At 66.3% G+C, this 17,799-nt stretch carries 14 protein-coding genes; 12 read left to right on the forward strand and 2 right to left on the reverse strand.

The window, feature by feature from the left end:
* Window positions 1–380 precede the first annotated feature (380 nt).
* Both AWB67_RS03605 and AWB67_RS03610 read left to right on the forward strand, forming a co-directional pair.
* Complete coding sequence (locus tag AWB67_RS03605) at window positions 381–2,570, forward strand: zinc metalloprotease (protein WP_235025019.1); 2,190 nt, start codon at window positions 381–383, stop codon at window positions 2,568–2,570.
* Window positions 2,560–2,934, forward strand: a complete 375-nt coding sequence (locus AWB67_RS03610; protein WP_087654865.1) for a hypothetical protein — start codon at window positions 2,560–2,562, stop codon at window positions 2,932–2,934. Before AWB67_RS03605 ends, AWB67_RS03610 begins: the two co-directional genes overlap by 11 nt.
* Before the next feature lie 8 nt (window positions 2,935–2,942).
* Here AWB67_RS03610 and AWB67_RS03615 read toward each other — a convergent pair whose 3' ends face one another.
* Complete coding sequence (locus AWB67_RS03615; protein WP_087654866.1) at window positions 2,943–3,860, reverse strand: LysR family transcriptional regulator; 918 nt, start codon at window positions 3,858–3,860, stop codon at window positions 2,943–2,945.
* Between the two features lie 157 nt (window positions 3,861–4,017).
* Between AWB67_RS03615 and gbd the strand changes: the two genes are divergently transcribed.
* The 5 genes from gbd to AWB67_RS03640 all read left to right on the forward strand — a co-directional run bounded on the left by gbd (window position 4,018) and on the right by AWB67_RS03640 (window position 10,051).
* Window positions 4,018–5,157 carry a 4-hydroxybutyrate dehydrogenase gene (gbd, locus tag AWB67_RS03620; RefSeq protein WP_087654867.1) on the forward strand — a complete coding sequence of 380 codons (1,140 nt, stop codon included), beginning with the start codon at window positions 4,018–4,020 and terminating at the stop codon, window positions 5,155–5,157.
* A gap of 64 nt (window positions 5,158–5,221) precedes the next feature.
* On the forward strand, window positions 5,222–6,541 hold the full coding sequence (locus AWB67_RS03625; protein WP_087654868.1) for an MFS transporter: 1,320 nt from the start codon (window positions 5,222–5,224) through the stop codon (window positions 6,539–6,541).
* Window positions 6,542–6,544: 3 nt separating this feature from the next.
* A complete protein-coding gene (locus tag AWB67_RS03630; RefSeq protein ID WP_087654869.1) occupies window positions 6,545–7,705 on the forward strand; it encodes an alpha-hydroxy acid oxidase in 1,161 nt (386 codons plus the stop codon).
* Window positions 7,702–8,490, forward strand: a complete 789-nt coding sequence (locus AWB67_RS03635; protein ID WP_087654870.1) for an SDR family oxidoreductase — start codon at window positions 7,702–7,704, stop codon at window positions 8,488–8,490. Before AWB67_RS03630 ends, AWB67_RS03635 begins: the two co-directional genes overlap by 4 nt.
* A gap of 115 nt (window positions 8,491–8,605) precedes the next feature.
* Window positions 8,606–10,051 (forward strand): NAD-dependent succinate-semialdehyde dehydrogenase, encoded by a 1,446-nt coding sequence (locus AWB67_RS03640; RefSeq protein WP_087654871.1) that lies wholly within the window; start codon window positions 8,606–8,608, stop codon window positions 10,049–10,051.
* A gap of 64 nt (window positions 10,052–10,115) precedes the next feature.
* Here AWB67_RS03640 and AWB67_RS03645 read toward each other — a convergent pair whose 3' ends face one another.
* Window positions 10,116–11,159 (reverse strand): phytoene/squalene synthase family protein, encoded by a 1,044-nt coding sequence (locus AWB67_RS03645; RefSeq protein WP_087655046.1) that lies wholly within the window; start codon window positions 11,157–11,159, stop codon window positions 10,116–10,118.
* Window positions 11,160–11,345: 186 nt separating this feature from the next.
* Here AWB67_RS03645 and AWB67_RS03650 point away from each other — a divergent pair, with 186 nt between their 5' ends.
* The 5 genes from AWB67_RS03650 to AWB67_RS03670 all read left to right on the forward strand — a co-directional run bounded on the left by AWB67_RS03650 (window position 11,346) and on the right by AWB67_RS03670 (window position 17,799).
* Entirely contained in the window at window positions 11,346–12,740 is a 1,395-nt protein-coding gene (locus tag AWB67_RS03650) for an HdeD family acid-resistance protein (RefSeq protein WP_087654872.1), read from the forward strand.
* A gap of 296 nt (window positions 12,741–13,036) precedes the next feature.
* Window positions 13,037–13,495, forward strand: coding sequence for a (2Fe-2S)-binding protein (locus AWB67_RS03655; protein ID WP_087654873.1), 459 nt, complete (start codon window positions 13,037–13,039; stop codon window positions 13,493–13,495).
* 1 nt (window position 13,496) lies between these two features.
* Entirely contained in the window at window positions 13,497–15,728 is a 2,232-nt protein-coding gene (locus tag AWB67_RS03660) for a xanthine dehydrogenase family protein molybdopterin-binding subunit (RefSeq protein WP_087654874.1), read from the forward strand.
* An 11-nt stretch (window positions 15,729–15,739) separates the two neighbouring features.
* On the forward strand, window positions 15,740–17,017 hold the full coding sequence (locus AWB67_RS03665; protein WP_087654875.1) for a c-type cytochrome: 1,278 nt from the start codon (window positions 15,740–15,742) through the stop codon (window positions 17,015–17,017).
* Between the two features lie 65 nt (window positions 17,018–17,082).
* Window positions 17,083–17,799: a dienelactone hydrolase family protein gene (locus tag AWB67_RS03670; RefSeq protein ID WP_087654876.1), complete on the forward strand. Its 717-nt coding sequence runs from the start codon at window positions 17,083–17,085 to the stop codon at window positions 17,797–17,799.

Consider the following 17,799-nt stretch of genomic DNA (forward strand, 5'->3'; position numbering starts at 1 on the left):
GACGCAGGCGCGGCGGATGTCGTTCGGATGAGCGGCGGCCGTCGATAACGGCGTTGCGGGCCTGCGGCGCGGACGGCAGCTCATAGCGGCAACGTCCGTGCTGAAAGAAAGCTTAGGTGATCCTTTAGCCACCCGAAAGGTTCGCATCTAGGCGATAGCAGACGTTTTGCACGTGGCTGTGAGCGGCAGATGACTGTTGGGAAACCCACAGTCCGGCGCAGAAGAACTTGCCGCCACGCTAATGCCCACTATCTTTAAGCTTACGCGGCGCGACTCGCCGCAAGCGCATTCGATGCACGCGATACGAGTGTGCGCATGCTGCCCGGCACCCAAGCCGCAACGACACCTGCGCCGACCCGCAACCCAAGCGGAGTACCACGATGGCCGCCTTGTTTCCCCCACTTCCCGACTACATCCCGCCCTCCGAAGAAGCCGACGCCGCCGGCGATCTGCGCATCACGATTCCGCCCGGCATATCGACGGGCATCACCCCCGGCGGCGGGCTGCAGCCACCGTTACTGCAATTCCGCACGATCCGCTGCGGCTGCTGGCTCCTGAACTACAGCCCGGCGGGCGCGCCGCTCGTCGTGTACGACGGCACGTTGCGCGTCGAATGCCACAGCGCCGGGCGTACCGCGAGCGGCGATCTCTATCAGCGGCCGGTGCGCATTTTGACCGTGCCGCCGCTCTTTCCCGTGCCGCCGCTCGTCCCCGTGCCGATCCCGCCTCTCCCGCCTGGCCCTCCGGGACTACGCGATGCGGCATCGCCGCAGAACCTCGCCGGTGTGCGGCCGTTCCTCTTTGGCGGACCGAACCCGGCCAACGGCATCCCGATCCTGCGGCGCTCGCGCTATCGCTACTACGTGCGCGTCACGACGCTGCCCGAGTTCTTTTATCGCGGCACGGGCTTCACGCTCGGCTTCGAGTTGTGGCGCTTCACCGCGCCCAATAGCTGGGCGCTCGAATCGACGCTGAGCGCGCGAATGATCCGCATGGCCGCGCCGAGCGGCTACCCGTCGCCGTCGGACTATGCGGAAGGCGACGTGAAGAACGCATTCGGCGTCGTGACCGGGCGTCTCACGATGGGCTGGCTCACGCCGTACTACCGCCGATGCACGGTGGAAATCGATACCGTGAGCGGCTCCGAGCAGCCGACCACCGACGGCGCGAGCCGCACCTGGCAGACCGTGATGGACGAGCTCGGCTGGCAAGTCGACGTGAAGCTGAGCGACACGAACGTCGCCGAGCCGAGCGGCGATTCCTGGTCCGATGCGGAGATGCACGCGGCGATGCTCGCGCGCCGTGACGCCACGAGCCTCGACAGCGAATGGCGCTATCACGTGCTCGCGGTGAAGAACATTGACTCGACGCCGCGCGGCATCATGTACGACGCAGCCGGCACCGACTCGAACAACGTGCCGCGCGAGGGCATCGGTATCGCGTCGCACTGGACGATCGATCCGAGCTGGGGCACCGTCGGCGGCCAGCGATTCGGCACGGCCGCCGCGCCCTACTTCCGCACCGCGGTCCACGAGATCGGGCACGCGATGGGGCTCGTCCACAACTTCGCCGACCACGGCTTCATGTGCACGAGCGACGTGATCGCGGCAGCCGGCACGCCGTCCAGTCCGTTTCCGGCGAATATCCAGTGGTCGTATCACACGGACAACCTGAAGCAGTTACGGCACTATCCCGATCCCTTCGTGCGTCCCGGCGCGGTCGCATTCGGCGGCGCATCGACCACCGCGCCCACGATTACGCCGACCGATCTCGAAGTCGAGGTCGAGGGCCTCGCGCTCGTCGTCACGCCACTGCTCGGCGAGGTGCCGATCGGCGCGCCCGTGCGCGTGGGCATCGAACTCGTGAACCGCGGCGCGCAGCCAATGCGCGTGCCCGCCGATCTCACGCTCAAGGGCGAATTCGTGAGCGGCGAAGTCGTCGATCCGACGGGCAGCATGCGCTCGTTCCGCACGGTGGTGCATTGCATCGAGGACCACGCGTTCAGGGTGCTGCAGCCGGGCGAGTCGATGGAGGAATCGATGACGCTGATGCGCGGTGCAGAAGGCGCGCTCTTCGCCGTGCCGGGCGTGCACGCGGTCCGCGTCGAGGTACATTGGGACACCGAGGAGATGATCGCGCACGTCGAGGGCCGCGCGACCGTCATGGTGACAGGCGCCGCCGACGCGAACCACGCCGCCGCAGCGCACGCCGTGCTCGCCACGCCCGATGCGCATCTGGTGCTCGCCCTCGGTGGCGATCATCTGACGGACGGCATCGCGGCGATCCAGACCGCGCTCGCGTGCCCGGTGCTGCGGCCGCATTTCGCGGCGGTCGAGGCGAAGCGCGTCGGGCGGCGCTTCGGCCGTCGCAAGCCGGATGTGAAGGCAGTGGCCGCCCTGATCGACGACGACAGCGTGATGAGCGGCGTCGAACTCGGCAAGCTCGCGGCGATCATGCACAGCGACGCGAAGGGCGGCGGGGCCGCAAAGGGTTTCGCCAAGATGCTCAAGTCAAAAGCGAAAGGCATGAGCCTGTCAGGCGCGGCGAAGAAGGAAGTCGATGCGCTCTGAGCGCCTGGCGCCGCGTCTGCGAGCGTTTGCACTGGTCGCGGCGCTGATTTTCATGGGAGCGGCAATGGCAACTGCCGATGCGGGACTCGTGGGCGTGTGGCAGATGGCGCGCAAGGATGATTGCGCGGTCCATCACGCCGCGCGCCTGCGCATCGAACCGAACGGATTGTACTTCGGCGAAGCGGAGCCGCCGGGCGCCTTCACGTGGTGGGACGGCGGCACGTGGCGCGTGCCGTCGCCCGGCCATCTCGCGCTGTCGATCGCGAACGATGCGGTCGTCGATTATGGCTACGCGCTCGATGGCGACAACCTCGTCATCACCGATGCGTCAGGCTGCAACGTCGTCTATCGGCGCGTGCCTTGAGCCACGCCTCAGCCGACGATCTCCTGCATCAGCAGGCGCGCGCCGGGTGATAGCGGCGCATCGCGGCGCGTCACGAGTTCATACGGCTCGCTGCGCGACGACAGTTGCAGCGGCAACGTGCACGCGACCCCGTGCTCGGTGCAAAACCGCGCGACATCGATCGATACCAGCGCCACCAGCGCCACGTTCTTCTGCAAGAGCGAAAGCGTCGCGAACGCGGAAGTCGTCTCCAGCAAGTGCGCGGGAAAGCGCAGTTGCGCGTCGTGGAATTCGCGTTCGAGCAGCACACGCATCGGCATGTTCGCGCGATAGACGACCCAGCGGTACTCAGCGAGATCCTTGAGCGAAAGGCGCCGGCGCTTCGCCAGCGGATGCCCCGTATTCGCGATGACCGCGAGCGTTTCCTCCTGCACGAAGGCGCTGTCGTAGAGATACGGCGTCTGGCTCACGCTCGTGCGGCAGATGGCGAGATCGAGCCGTCCCGCATCGATCAGGCCGAGCAGCGTGGCGCTCGTATCCTCGACGATCTCCACCGACATCTCCGGCTGCTGCGCCGTCACGGCCGTGATCGCATCCGTGAGCAGCGGCACCGCGCCCATGATCACGCCGACCGACACGCGCCCCCCGAAACCCCGCATGATGCCGACGATCTCCTCGCGCAGATGCGCGAGGTCGGTCTGGATCAGGCGCGCGTAGCGGATCACGCAATGTCCCGCCGCATTGGGTTCGAGCCCGCGATTCGTGCGCACGAATAGCGGCGTGCCGAAGGTGGTTTCGATCTCGTGCAGCGCCTTGCTCGCGCCGGGCTGCGTGAGCGCGAGCTGCTTCGCGGCGCCGAGGAGGGTGCCATGCTCGCCGAGCGCGATCAGGAGGCGCAACTGCTTGACGTGCAGGCGGGAGATGATCGAATTGAGCGTAGGCGTCATTCTTGAATCAGAGTTGAGAGAAAGTTATAGCGCTATCAAATGTTGTCAGTATCGCTCAGACGGGACGCTCCCTATACTTGGGCACAAGCATTTCATAACAGGCCGCTGCAGTGGCGAGCCGACAGCATAGCCCTCCTATAACTTTCCGTCATCGATCATGTCCCTCATCAACTACATTACGCAAATCCAGTTCGAGTGCGGCGCCATCCGGCTGCTGGCCGGCGAATGCGAGCGCATCGGCATCCGCCGGCCGCTGATCGTGACCGATGCGGGCATCCGCGCGGCCGGCATCCTCGACAAGGTCATCGCGACGCTCGCAAGCCCTGCGCCCGTGCCCGTCTTCGACCGCACGCCGCCGAATCCGAACGAGAGCGTCGTGCGCGATGCCGTCGCGATGTATCGGTCGCACAAATGCGACGGCGTGATCGCGGTGGGCGGCGGCTCGTCGATCGACCTCGCGAAAGGCGTCGCCGTGTGCGCCACGCACGACGGCCCGCTGCAAAGCTTCGCGGTGATCGAAGGCGGCGCGGCGCGCATCACATCGGCGACGGCACCCGTCATCGCGATTCCGACCACCGCCGGCACCGGCAGCGAAGTGGGCCGGGGCGCGATCCTGATTCTCGACGACGGCCGCAAAGTCGGCGTGATCTCGCCGTTCGTCGTGCCGCGCGTCGCGATCTGCGACCCGGATCTCACGCTCGGCCTGCCGCCGCTCATGACGGCCGCGACCGGCATGGACGCGATCGCGCATTGCCTCGAAACCTTCATGGCGCCCGCTTTCAACCCGCCCGCCGACGGCATCGCGCTCGACGGTCTCTGGCGCGCGTGGCGGCACATCGAGCGCGCGACGCGCGACGGCGCCGACCGCACCGCGCGCCTGAACATGATGAGCGCGTCGATGCAGGGTGCACTCGCGTTCCAGAAGGGCCTCGGCTGCGTGCATAGCCTGAGCCATTCGCTCGGCGGCATCGATCCGCGCCTGCATCACGGCACGCTCAACGCGATCTTCCTTCCGGCCGTGATCGCGTTCAACCGCGCGTCGCCGTCGATGCAGGACGAAAGCAAGCTCGACCGCATCGCTCAGGCGATGGGCCTCGCTTCCGCCGATGAAGTCGGCCCCGCGATCCGCGCGATGACGGCCACGCTCGGCCTGCCGCGCGGCCTCGGCGAACTCGGCGTGACGCGCGAGTTGTTCCCGCGCATCGTCGCGGGCGCGCTGAAGGATCACAGCCACAAGACGAACCCGCACGAAGCCTCGCCCGACGACTATCTGGCGATGCTCGAAGCGTCGATGTAATGCGCAACACCGTACGCGCACGCAGCACATATCGCGCGGCGAAAAAAACATATCGGAGACAGCAATGAACAGAAGCCCACGTTTGCGGCGCACCCAGCGCGTCGCGATCTTCCTGCTGACACTCGCAGGCTGCATCAACTACCTCGACCGCAGCGCGCTGTCGGTCGCCAACAGCATGATTCGCGGCGAAATGAGCCTCTCGGCCTCCGAGATGGGCATGCTGCTCTCCGCGTTCTCGATGGCCTACGCGTTTTCGCAACTGCCCGTCGGCGTGATGCTCGATCGCTTCGGCGCGCGGCTGATGCTCGGCGTCGGCATGTGCGCGTGGTCGGTCGCGCAGTTGTGCGGCGGCTTCGTCACGTCGCTGCAGCAATTTTTTATCGCGCGCGTGTTCCTTGGCATCGGCGAGTCGCCGCAGTTTCCGGCGGGCGCAAAGGTAATCGGCGAATGGTTCAACATGAAGGACCGCGGCGCGCCGACCGGCATCTTCGTGGCATCGAGCACGATCGGCCCCGCACTCGCACCGCCGATCCTCACCGGCCTGATGCTCGCGCTCGGCTGGCGCAACATGTTCATCCTGACGGGCGTGCTCGGCTTTCTCGTCGCGCTCGGCTGGTACGCGACCTATCGCGACCGCAACGAAGTGAAGCTCACGCGAGAGGAAGAGGCGTACCTCGATCAAGGCGCCGAAACGCAGAACGCGAAGCGCAGTTTGAGCGGTGCCGAATGGCGCGCGCTCTTCGGCCAGCGCACGACGTGGGGCATGCTGTTCGGCTTCATGGGCGTGATCTACATGGTGTGGCTGTATCTGACGTGGCTGCCCGCGTATCTCGAACACGAACGCGGCCTCTCGATCGCGAACACCGGCTGGGTCGTATCGATTCCGTACTTCTTCGGCACGATCGGCATGGTGTCGAGCGGCTTCATCGCGGATCGCTTGCTGCGCCACGGCTTCTCGCCGATCGGCAGCCGCAAGTGGCCGATCTGCACTGGCCTCATCGGCGCGGCGCTCTTCACCGTGCCCGCCGCACTGACTGGCAGCACCGTGATGGCAGTCGTCTACATTTCGCTCGCGATGCTCTTCATCAACCTCGCCTCGGGCGGCGCGTGGTCGCTCGTGAGCGTGGCGGCGCCCCGGCATGTGGTCGCATCGCTTGGCAGCATCCAGAACTTCGGCGGCTTTCTCGCGGGATCGGCGGCGCCGCTCATCACTGGCATCGTCGTGGACCGCACGCATTCGTTCGTCAACGCGCTGATCGTGAGCGCCGCCGTGGCGTGCGTCTCCGCGATGTCGTATCTGTTCATCGTGAAGTCGCCGATCGCGGCGAGTGACGACACCCCGAGCGACCCGCTCTTCGACGCCGCAACCACCAACGCACCGTAAGCCATGACACCGATCACCTGTGTCGAAGACCTGCGCGTGCTCGCGAAGCGGCGCGTGCCAAAAGCCTTCTACGATTACGTCGATAGCGGCTCGTACACCGAGAGCACGTATCGCGCGAATACCGCCGATCTCGCCGCGCTGAAGTTGCGCCAGCGGGTCGCGATCGATGTCGAAGGACGCTCGACCGCGAGCACGATGCTCGGCGCGCCAGTGACGATGCCGGTCGCCATCGCGCCGACCGGCCTCACCGGCATGCAGTGGGCGAACGGCGAGATCCTCGGGGCGCGCGCGGCGGAGCGCTTCGGCGTGCCGTTCACGCTCTCGACGGTCAGCATCTGTTCGATCGAGGACGTCGCGCGCCATACGACGAAGCCGTTCTGGTTCCAGCTTTACGTGATGCGCGACCGCGGCTTCAACGCGTCGCTGATCGAGCGTGCGAAGGCGGCGGGCTGCTCGGCGCTCGTCGTCACGCTCGACTTGCAGATCAACGGCCAGCGCCACAAGGACCTGAAGAACGGCATGTCCGTGCCGCCGCGCATGACGCTCGCGAACCTGCTCGATATCGCGACGAAACCCGCCTGGGCATGGCGCGCGCTGCATGGCGCGAAGACCTTCGGCAATCTCGCGGGCCACATCAAGGGCGCCGACGACGTCATCACGATCAGCAAGTGGGTCGCGTCGCAGTTCGACCCGTCGCTCGACTGGGACGACATCGCCGAGATCAGGCGGCAATGGGGCGGCAAGCTGATCCTGAAGGGCATCCTCGATGCCGACGACGCGCGCATCGCGGCATCGATCGGGGCGGACGCGATCGTTGTGAGCAATCACGGCGGGCGTCAGCTCGACGGCGCGGCGTCATCGATCGAAGCGCTGCCACCGATCGTCGATGCCGTCGGCGACGCGCTCGAAGTCTGGTTCGACGGCGGCATCCGCAGCGGCCAGGACGTGATGAAGGCGCTCGCGCTCGGCGCGAAAGGCACGCTCGTCGGCCGCGCGTTCATGTACGCGCTCGGCGCGATGGGCGAAGCGGGCGTGACAAGGATGCTGGAAATCCTGCGCGCCGAACTCGACGTCAGCATGGGACTCTCGGGCGTGCGCAGCATCGGCGAAATCGGTCCGCACAATCTTTACGGCACTACACCTATCAGGAGTTTGCAGGCATGAACCTCGGAATCGAAGGACGCTGGGCGCTAGTCTGCGCCGCGAGCAAGGGTCTCGGCAAGGGCTGCGCGCGCGCGCTCGTCGCCGATGGCGTTAACGTCGTCATCACCGCGCGCGGCCAGGAAGCGCTCGAAGCCACGGCCGCAGAGTTGCGCGCGGTCAATCCGTCGGTGACGGTAAAAAGCGTCGCGGGCGACATCACGACCGAAGCGGGCCGCGCGGCGGCGCTCGCGGCCTGCCCGCAGGTCGATATCCTCGTGAACAACGCGGGCGGCCCGCCGCCGGGCGATTTCCGCGACTGGGACCGCAACGCGTGGCTCGCCGCGCTCGACGCCAACATGCTCACGCCGATCGAGCTGATCAAGGCCACCGTCGACGCGATGGCCGAGCGCGGCTTCGGGCGCGTCGTCAACATCACGTCGGGCGCGGTTAAGTCGCCGATCGACGTGCTCGGCCTCTCGAACGGCGCGCGCAGCGGCTTGACCGGCTTCATCGCGGGGCTGGCTCGCAAGCCGGACCTCGCGAGGCGCAACGTGACGATCAACAACATGCTGCCGGGCCTCTTCGACACCGACCGCCTGCACGCCTCGACACAGAGCGCAGCGAACGCGGGCGGCCGCGACTACCAGAGCGTGCTCGACGCCAAACGCGGCGGCATCCCGGCGGGCCGCTTCGGCAGCGCCGACGAATTCGGCGCACTGTGCGCCTTCGTGTGCAGCGCGCATGCGGGCTATCTGACCGGCCAGAACCTGCTGCTCGACGGCGGCGCCTACCCCGGCACGTTCTGATGATTTGCGCTCGATCGGATAAGATCGTCGTCTGGCTTCCGCATTCCGATGGCCGCACGATGGCCGCTTTCAGGCGCGTGCGGCCGACCGACCAACACCCGTATAAGGAAAGAACATGGCTACTTCAGGTTACACAGACACCCGGCTCCTGATCAACGGCGAATTGTCCGACGCCAAGAGCGGCAAGACGCTCGACGTGATCAACCCGGCGACCGGCCAAGCCATCGGCCGAGTCGCGCACGCGGGCATCCCCGACCTGGACCGCGCGCTCGAAGCCGCGCAAAAGGGCTTCGAAGCGTGGCGCAAGATTCCCGCGAACGAACGCGCCACGACGATGCGCAAGGCCGCCTCGCTCGTGCGCGAACGTGCCGCCGACATCGCCCGCCTGATGACGCAGGAACAGGGCAAGCCGTTCGCCGAAGCGCGCGTCGAAGTGCTCGCCGCCGCCGATATCATCGAATGGTTCGCCGACGAAGGACGCCGCGTGTACGGCCGGATCGTGCCGTCGCGCAATCTGTCGGCGCAGCAGCTCGTGATCAAGGAACCGATCGGCCCGGTCGCCGCTTTCACGCCGTGGAATTTTCCGGTGAACCAGATCGTGCGCAAGCTGAGCGCGGCGCTTGCCAGCGGCTGCTCGTTCCTCGTGAAGGCGCCGGAGGAAACCCCGGCGTCGCCGGCGGCGCTGTTGCAGGCGTTCGTCGAAGCGGGCGTGCCAGCGGGCACGGTCGGTCTCGTGTTCGGCGATCCGGCTGAGATTTCCGGCTACCTGATCCCGCATCCGGTGATCCGCAAGGTGACGTTCACGGGTTCGACGCCGGTCGGCAAGCAGCTCGCCGCGCTCGCGGGCGCGCACATGAAGCGCGCGACGATGGAACTGGGCGGTCACGCGCCGGTGATCGTCGCCGAAGATGCCGACGTGGCGCTCGCCGTGAAGGCATCGGGCGGCGCGAAGTTCCGCAACGCGGGGCAGGTCTGCATCTCGCCTACGCGCTTTCTCGTGCACAACAGCATCCGCGAGGAGTTCGTGCAGGCGCTCGTCAAGCATGCCGAGAGCCTGAAGGTCGGTGACGGCCTGACCGAAGGCACGACGCTCGGGCCGCTCGCCAACTCGCGCCGTCTCGCCGCGATGGGCAAGGTGCTCGACAACGCGCGCGCGACCGGCGCGACGGTGGCGACGGGCGGCGAGCGCGTTGGATCGGAGGGCAACTTCTTCGCGCCGACCGTGCTGACGAACGTCTCGCTCGAAGCCGATGTGTTCAACAACGAGCCGTTCGGCCCGGTCGCGGCCGTGCGCGGCTTCGATACGCTGGAAGAAGCGATCGCCGAGGCGAATCGTCTGCCGTATGGTCTTGCGGGCTACGCGTTTACGAAGTCGTTCCGCAACGTGCACCTGCTTTCGCAGCAGATGGAAGTCGGCATGCTGTGGATCAACCAGCCCGCGACGCCGTCCCCGGAAATGCCTTTCGGCGGCGTGAAGGATTCGGGCTACGGCTCGGAAGGCGGTCCGGAAGCGATGGAAGCGTATCTCGTGACCAAGGCCGTCTCGGTGATGGCGGCTTAAAGTCACTTCCCGCTTTACTTTGACGTCGAGGCCCGCTGCAAAGCGGGCCTCGACGTTTTTGCTTTCAAAGGCGCGCTTCGATCCTGGCAAGCATCCGTTCGAACCAGCGCTTCACCAAAGCGTCCGACGCCACCATCGGCATCGAAAGCGCCATGACGCGGTACACGTCCCCCCGCTTGACCTTCGAGACGCACTGCGGATCGAGCCAATGTTCGTTGTCGACGAGGAGCGCAAGCGTCTCCATGCCGATCATGATCGGCCAGAGGCACGCGAGCCGCAGCCGCATTGAAAACGCGGGAATCGCGAGCGTGTAGGCGATCGCGTCGCGAAAGTAGACGAGCGTCATGCGCGTCGCATCGAGGAGCACGCCGCGAGCACGCTCGGAAGCATCGGGTGCGAGCAGATCGTGTACGGTGAGACCGTATCGCCCGAGCAGCGCGTCCGGCAGATAGCAGCGCCCGATGCGCAGATCCTTGCCGCAATCGCGCAGGATATTGACCATCTGCAGCGCCTTGCCGAAGCGGATGCCGCGCGCCGCCATCGTCGCGGGGTCGGCCGTAAGCGTGCCCGGCATGTGCGCGTAGGTCATCTTCGTCCAGAACTCGCCGACGCAGCCCGCAACCAGATACGTGTAGCGATCCATTTCGTCGAATTCGCGCAGCGCGACGACCTGTCCCGAGGTTTCGTCGGGGAACGTGCGCAGGTCGAACTCCATGCCTTGTGTGAGCGTGGTGACGATCTCGCGTACCGCTTGCCGATCCGCATCTTCGAAGCTCGACAGCACCGCGAGCGCCGCTGGCAGCGATTCGAGCAGGACCTTTTCGTCAGGCTGCGTCTGCTGGCGCGCGACGTCGTTCATCGCGGTGTCGAGCGCGGCATCGTCCGGGGCGCCGTTCACGCGCGCGCGCAACGACAGCAGCAGTTCGAGCCGCCGGCCGGGCGCGACGAGCGAGGTGTCGGCGATCGTATCGGCGGCGCGGGCGAGCAGATACGCGAGACCGATCGGGTCGCGCATGCCTGCGGGCAGGATGCGCAGCGTCAGGTAGAAGGAGCGCGAAACGCTCTTCAACAGCGGGCCGAGAAGATACGGCCGGGCTTGATCGGTCATGGCTTGTGTGAGGTGGATATCGGCGCCGCGCATTGTATCCCGCTCGTCGAAGCGGCAGGCCCGCGAGGAGCGTTAGGCGTTAAACTCCCAGCGATCAGTCAGTGAGCCGGGCGCATTTGTTCAGGCAAAAGCAAGGCCGCGCCAGGCTTGGCGACGCACACAGTGCCGATTCGATACGGAGGCGCGATGGTTCGCTTGATGATGATTCTCCTCGGCGTGGATTATCTGCGAACCCGCTGGCGCGGGCTCATGGCGGTCGGCTTCCTCAGCATCGGGCTAGGCGCCGTGATCTTTTCCGATGCGCTCGACGGCGCCCTCTTCTTTCCGATCATGCCGTTCGCCCTGCTGCTGCTCCTCGAAGGACTCGCGACGCTCGCTGTCGCGTGGACCGGCATGGGCGGGCAGCGTACGCTGCGCTACGTGAAAGGCATCACGTTTTGCCTGTCGGCGGGGCTCGTGCTCGTCGGCGGCGAGCATGGCAACTTCGTGCTTTCGCTGATCTTCGGCACGCTCTTTCTCGCCGATGGCACGCTCCAGATCATCTCCGCGAAAGTGGTCCGCTACCGCACTTGGCGGCTCGCGATCGCTGGCGGCGCGCTCGAAATCGCCATCGCGATCTTCTTCTATCAGCCGTATCCGGACCACTATGCGGGAACCGTCGCGTATTGCGTCGCCTTCGGGCTTTTCTTCGGCGGCTGGAACATGATCCTGCTCGCGCTGCGCGTGCGGCGCATGGCGGCCAATCCGGCGGTCGACGGCATCTCTTCCTCCGCTGCTTCCTCCGACGCCCCGACGCCCACCGAATGGGACGGGCCGCCCGGGCCGCACGAGCCCGCGCTGACGGTGCACGTGTGGACACCGGTCGGCACGTCGAAGATGGAGCCGCGCCGCCAGTTGATCGTCGATCGCTATATCGCCGCTGTCGACAAGCACGGCGCGATCTCCACCGGGCACGCCGCGCTGGAATCGGCCGAGGGCATCTACATCAGCCTGTATCCGGCGGTCGAGATCGAGCGCTCGCCCGAGGAGTTCTCGCGCATCCTCCGCGCGACCCGCGATAACGACGTCCCCGGCATCTTCCAGCCGGACTACGCGACCGAATCGAAGGCATGGTGTCCGTCGACGCGCCAGGTGCGCATCCGCAACTACGATCCGCAGCGGCTGGAGCGCTTCTGGCGCAACTACCAGCGCGATACCACCTACAACCTGACGTACCGGAACTGTTCGAGCACGGTCGCGCGGGCGCTGGAGGCGGCGATCGAAGGCGCGTCGGCGCGCGTGTGGGGCAAGGGCGGGGGCTGGAAGCCGTTCCTGCGTATTCTCACGACGCCCGAACTGTGGGTCGCGGCGCAGGTCCGAAAGCGCGCCGCGACGATGGCCTGGACGCCCGGCCTCACGCTCGATTACGCGCGCGCGCTCAGCATGCTCGCGGACCCGCGGCCGTCCGGCTGGGTCAAGATGGCGCGCATGGCGCTGCGCACGATGTATCGGTCGAGACAACGCTGGCGCGCCGAGGAAGAAGCGGCGCCGCATCTGGACGACGCGCCGCGCGCGGGCGTTGCGGGGCGCGATCCGGCGTGACGCGTAGACGCCAAACTGCCCGTCGCAATCAGCCATGGCGGATCGCCGTACGAGGCGATGTTGCGGTATGAATTAGCGCAACAGGGATTCACCCCCAACCCACACCCGCCGCCCTTCCCCGCCTCGTCGAAGCGAAAAAATCCACCTTCTGGTACAAATGTTCGTCTCCTCGCGCATGAGTTCATGACCGCGAAGCGGCCCCGCGCGCCAGCGCTTGCAAGCCTTTCGGCTTGCAAGCCAGGGCCGACGCGCAGCGTGCACACATCACAAAAACAATCCCCACATCGGAGCTGAACATGACGATCAAGCTCAACGTCAATGGCGAAACCCACGACATCGACGCCCCTCCCGACATGCCCCTTCTCTGGGCACTCCGCGACATCGTCGGCCTGACGGGCACCAAGTTCGGCTGCGGCATCGCGCAGTGCGGCGCGTGCACGGTCCATCTCGACGGCGAGGCAGCGCGCTCGTGCGTGCTGCCGGTCGCGGCCATCGGCGAGCGCAAGGTGACGACGATCGAAGCCGTCGGCAACACGCCTGCCGGCAAAAAAGTCCAGGACGCGTGGAAGGCGCTCGACGTCGTCCAGTGCGGCTACTGCCAGTCGGGACAGGTGATGTCGGCGGCGTCGCTGATCGCGTCGAATCCGAACCCGAGCGATGCCGACATCGACGCCGCGATGGACGGCAACGTCTGCCGCTGCGGCACGTACAACCGGATCCGCGCGGCGATCAAGCACGCCGCGAAGGGAGCGTGAGATGTCGCAGGGATTGCTCGATGCGCAAAACGGCAAGGCGGCGGCAGGCGGATTCTCTCGCCGCTCATTCCTCAAATTCGGTGTGACAGTGGGCGCCGCTGCGGGCGGCGGCCTGTTGCTCGGCTTCAGCTTCAACGCTTCCGGCCAGGGGCAAACGGCGAAGTCGGTCGTTAGCGGCGACGGCGTCGAAACGCCGCAGGACGGGGTGTTTCAGCCGAGCGCGTTCGTGCAGATCGACCGCACGGGCAAGGTCACGCTCGTGATCCCGAAGGTCGAAATGGGACAAGGCGTCTACACGTCGATCCCGATGCTGATCGCCGAAGAGCTCGAAGTGCCGCTCGAAAGCATCGTGGTCGCGCACGCGCCGCCGAACGAGGAGCTCTTCAAGGACCCGCTGCTCGGCGGACAACTGACCGGCGGATCGACGTCCATCCGCTATGCCTGGGAGCCGATGCGCAAGGCCGGAGCCACCGCGCGTGTGCTGCTCGTATCAGCGGCAGCGCAGCAATGGCAGGTCGATCCGGCGAGCTGCCACGCCGAGCGCGGACAGGTGAAGCACGCGGCGAGCAATCGCTCGATCGGCTACGGTGAACTCGTCGATGCCGCCGCGAAACTGCCCGCGCCGCAGAACGTGCCGCTCAAGGACCCGAAGGACTTCGGGCTGGTCGGCACGGCGGCGAAGCGCATCGATTCGCCGGAAAAAATCGACGGCACCGCGGTGTTCGGCCTCGACGTGCGCCTGCCCGGCATGAAGTACGCGGCGATCGTCAACTGCCCGGTGTTCGGCGGCACGCTCGCCTCCGTCGACGATACCGCCGCGAAGAAAATTCCCGGCGTCACCCAGATCGTGAAAGCCGACAACGCGGTGGCCGTCATCGGCGACCACACGTGGGCCGCGAAGCGCGGCGCGTCGGCGCTCGTTGTGACATGGAACGAGGGCAAGGGCGCGGGGCTGCAGATGCAGCACATCGTCGACGATCTCGCGAACGCCTCGAAGCGCGACGGCGCCGTGGCGCGCAAGGACGGTGACATCAGCAAGGCGTTCGGCGATGCGAAGACGCGCGTCGATGCCGTCTACCAGCAGCCGTTCCTCGCGCACGCGACGATGGAGCCGGTCAACTGCACGGTGCACGTGCGCGCGGATGCGTGCGACATCTGGGTGGGCACGCAGGTACCGACACGCGCCGTCGATACGGCGAAGCAAATCACCGGCCTCCCCGCCGACAAGATCACGATCCACAACCACCTGCTCGGCGGCGGTTTCGGGCGCCGGCTGGAGACGGATTTCATCGCGCAGGCGCTGAAGATCGGCAAGCAGGTCGATGCGCCGGTCAAGGTCACGTTCACGCGCGAGGAGGACATCCAGCACGACATGTACCGTCCGTATTACTACGACGTCATCTCGGCCGGGCTCGATGCGAACGGCAAGCCGATCGCGTGGAAGCACCGGATCGTGGGGTCGTCGGTGCTGGCGCGCTTCGCGCCGCCCGCGATCAAGAACGGCGTCGATCCGGACGCCGTCGAAGTTGCCGCCGATTTGCCCTACGACCTGCCGAACCAGCTCGTCGACTACGTGCGGCAGGAACCGCGCGACATCCCGACGGCGTTCTGGCGCGGGGTCGGTCCGACGCGCGGGACCTTCGTAGTGGAGAGCTTCATCGACGAACTCGCCGCGCAGGCGAAAGCCGATCCGGCCGCGTACCGGCGGGACCTGCTCGGCAAGTCGCCGCGTGCGCGCAACGTGCTCGACGTCGCGACGAAAGCCGCCGGCTGGAACACCGCGCTGCCGAAGGGCCAGGGACGCGGGCTCTCCGTGATGCACGCTTTCGGCAGCTTCTTCTCGATCGTCACGGACGTGACGGTGGACGACAACGGCGAAGTCGCCGTGAACCGCGTCGTCTGCGCGGTCGATTGCGGCATGGTAGTGAACCCGAACACGGTGGAGGCGCAGATCCAGGGCGGCATCATCTTCGCGATCACGGCGGCGCTCTACGGCGAGGTGACGATCAAGGACGGCCGAGTCGAGCAGAGCAATTTCACCGACTATCGCATGTTGCGTCTCTCGCAGACTCCGCCGATCGACGTGCACATCGTCAAGAGCGCGGAAGCGCCCGGCGGAATCGGCGAACCGGGGACGGCGGCGCTTGCGCCCGCGCTCACCAACGCGATCTTCGCGGCGACGAGCAAACGCGTGAGGCAATTGCCCGTCGGCCGTCAACTGCTGAAAGCGTGAGGGGAACCGACATGACACGAAGAATCGTTGCAGGCCTCGGCTTCGCTTTCACGCTGACGGCGTCGACATTCGCGCAAGCCGCCACCACCGACGACGCCCTGGTCACGCGCGGCGCGTATCTCGCGAAAGCGGGCGATTGCGTCGCGTGCCATTCGGCGCCGAAGGGCAAGCCGTTCGCGGGCGGCCTGCCGATGAACACGCCGATGGGCCGCATCTACACGACCAACATCACGCCCGATCCGTCGACCGGCATCGGCAACTGGAGCGAGGAAGACTTCGACCGTGCGCTGCGCCGGGGTGTCGCGAAGGACGGCCACAACCTGTATCCGGCGATGCCGTATCCGTCGTACGCGAAGGTCCGCGACGACGATGTGAAGGCGCTCTACGCCTATTTCATGAAGGGCGTCGAGCCGGTGAACCAGCCGAACCGCGCGTCCGACATTCCGTTTCCGCTCAACATGCGCTGGCCGCTCAAGCTCTGGAACCTGGTCTTTCTCGACAAGGCCGTGTATCAGGACAAAAGCGGCAAGGACGTCGCGTGGAATCGCGGCGCTTACCTGATCCAGGGGCTCGGGCATTGCGGCTCGTGCCATACGGCGCGCGGCATCGCGTTCCAGGAGAAGGAGCTCGACGAAAGCGGCAGCGCGTTTCTCGCGGGCGGCCTGCTCGACGGCTGGTTCGCATCGAACCTGACAGGTGAATACAACGTCGGTCTCGGCCGATGGTCGGAAGCGGAGGTTTCGCAGTTCATGAAGACCGGCGCGAACAGGCACGCCGCGGCGTTCGGCGCGATGACGGACGTGATCAACCACAGCACGCAGGCGCTGAACGACGACGACATCACGGCAATGTCGCGCTATCTGAAGTCGCTGCCGGCGGGGGGCGGCACGAACGCGCCGCGTTACGCGTACGATCCGAAGACGACGAAGGTGTCGCTGACGCGCCCCGCTGGCGATGCCGGCGCGAAGGTCTACACGGCATACTGCATGCATTGCCACGGCGCCGACGGCGCGGGCTTCGCGCCGATCCTGGCGCCGCTCGCGGGCAATCCGAACGTGATGGAAAAGGACGCGTCGTCGCTCATCAACGTCACGCTGAACGGCACGCAGGATCTCGTGATCCAGGGCGTGCCGGCCCCGTATCCGATGCCGAAGTACTCGCCGGTGCTGAACGACAAACAGATCGCCGACGTGCTCACGTTCATCCGCGCGGGGTGGAACAACGGTGCGCCGGCGGTAACGGCGGCGGATGTCGCCAAGCTGAGGAAGTCGACGCAAGCCGCGCAGTAATCGAAGCTCCCGCTGTTGTTTTTTTACCGCATGTCCTCGTTACATACGATCAAGGAGACCGTCTCATGAAACAGGAAGCAGGTTCCATGATTACTTACCGCCGCCCCGACGGGCAGGACGTTCAGGGTTACCTGGCCAAGCCGGAGAAACTGGAAGGCGCGCCCGCGATCGTCGTGATTCAGGAATGGTGGGGCGTGAACGACCAGATCAAGGGCGTCGCCGACCGTTTTGCGCAAGCCGGCTATCTCGCGCTCGTGCCGGACCTGTTCCGCGGCAAGACGACGCTCGAGGAGGAAGAAGCGAGCCATCTGCTGGGCGGCCTCGATTTCGCCGATGCCACCGCAGAGGACGTGCGCGGCGCCGTGCTGTGTCTGAAGGAGCAGGCCGCGCGCGTCGGCGTGACGGGCTACTGCATGGGCGGCGCGCTGACGCTGCTCGCGCTGTGCAATATTCCGGAGGTGTCGGCGGGGGTGACGTGGTACGGATTTCCGCCGCTCGATTACGTCGATGCCAGCAAGATCAAGGTTCCGGTGCAGGGCCACTGGGCGACGCAGGACGAATTCTTTACCGCCGATATCGTCGACAAGCTGGAGGCCAAGCTGACCGAGGCCAATGTCGACGTGGAGTTTCACCGCTATCTGGCGCACCACGCGTTCGCTAACGAAACCGCCGTGGGGCCGGGACGCATCCCGAGGACTCAGTTCGATCCGGTGTGGTCGCGCATGGCGTGGGACCGGACGTTGACGTTCTTCGGACGCACGTTGTGGGGAAAGGCGAAGTAG

The sequence above is a fragment of the Caballeronia terrestris genome, assembly GCF_001544515.1.
GTDB classification, from domain to species: Bacteria; Pseudomonadota; Gammaproteobacteria; order Burkholderiales; family Burkholderiaceae; genus Caballeronia; species Caballeronia terrestris.

Bases quoted from the DNA above. Each gene is read 5' to 3' on its own strand.
- AWB67_RS03605 (WP_235025019.1), top strand. From the start codon at position 381: ATGGCCGCCTTGTTTCCCCCACTTCCCGACTACATCCCGCCCTCCGAA.
- AWB67_RS03610 (WP_087654865.1), top strand. From the start codon at position 2,560: ATGCGCTCTGAGCGCCTGGCGCCGCGTCTGCGAGCGTTTGCACTGGTC.
- AWB67_RS03615 (WP_087654866.1), bottom strand. From the start codon at position 3,860: ATGACGCCTACGCTCAATTCGATCATCTCCCGCCTGCACGTCAAGCAG.
- gbd (WP_087654867.1), top strand. From the start codon at position 4,018: ATGTCCCTCATCAACTACATTACGCAAATCCAGTTCGAGTGCGGCGCC.
- AWB67_RS03625 (WP_087654868.1), top strand. From the start codon at position 5,222: ATGAACAGAAGCCCACGTTTGCGGCGCACCCAGCGCGTCGCGATCTTC.
- AWB67_RS03630 (WP_087654869.1), top strand. From the start codon at position 6,545: ATGACACCGATCACCTGTGTCGAAGACCTGCGCGTGCTCGCGAAGCGG.
- AWB67_RS03635 (WP_087654870.1), top strand. From the start codon at position 7,702: ATGAACCTCGGAATCGAAGGACGCTGGGCGCTAGTCTGCGCCGCGAGC.
- AWB67_RS03640 (WP_087654871.1), top strand. From the start codon at position 8,606: ATGGCTACTTCAGGTTACACAGACACCCGGCTCCTGATCAACGGCGAA.
- AWB67_RS03645 (WP_087655046.1), bottom strand. From the start codon at position 11,159: ATGACCGATCAAGCCCGGCCGTATCTTCTCGGCCCGCTGTTGAAGAGC.
- AWB67_RS03650 (WP_087654872.1), top strand. From the start codon at position 11,346: ATGGTTCGCTTGATGATGATTCTCCTCGGCGTGGATTATCTGCGAACC.
- AWB67_RS03655 (WP_087654873.1), top strand. From the start codon at position 13,037: ATGACGATCAAGCTCAACGTCAATGGCGAAACCCACGACATCGACGCC.
- AWB67_RS03660 (WP_087654874.1), top strand. From the start codon at position 13,497: ATGTCGCAGGGATTGCTCGATGCGCAAAACGGCAAGGCGGCGGCAGGC.
- AWB67_RS03665 (WP_087654875.1), top strand. From the start codon at position 15,740: ATGACACGAAGAATCGTTGCAGGCCTCGGCTTCGCTTTCACGCTGACG.
- AWB67_RS03670 (WP_087654876.1), top strand. From the start codon at position 17,083: ATGAAACAGGAAGCAGGTTCCATGATTACTTACCGCCGCCCCGACGGG.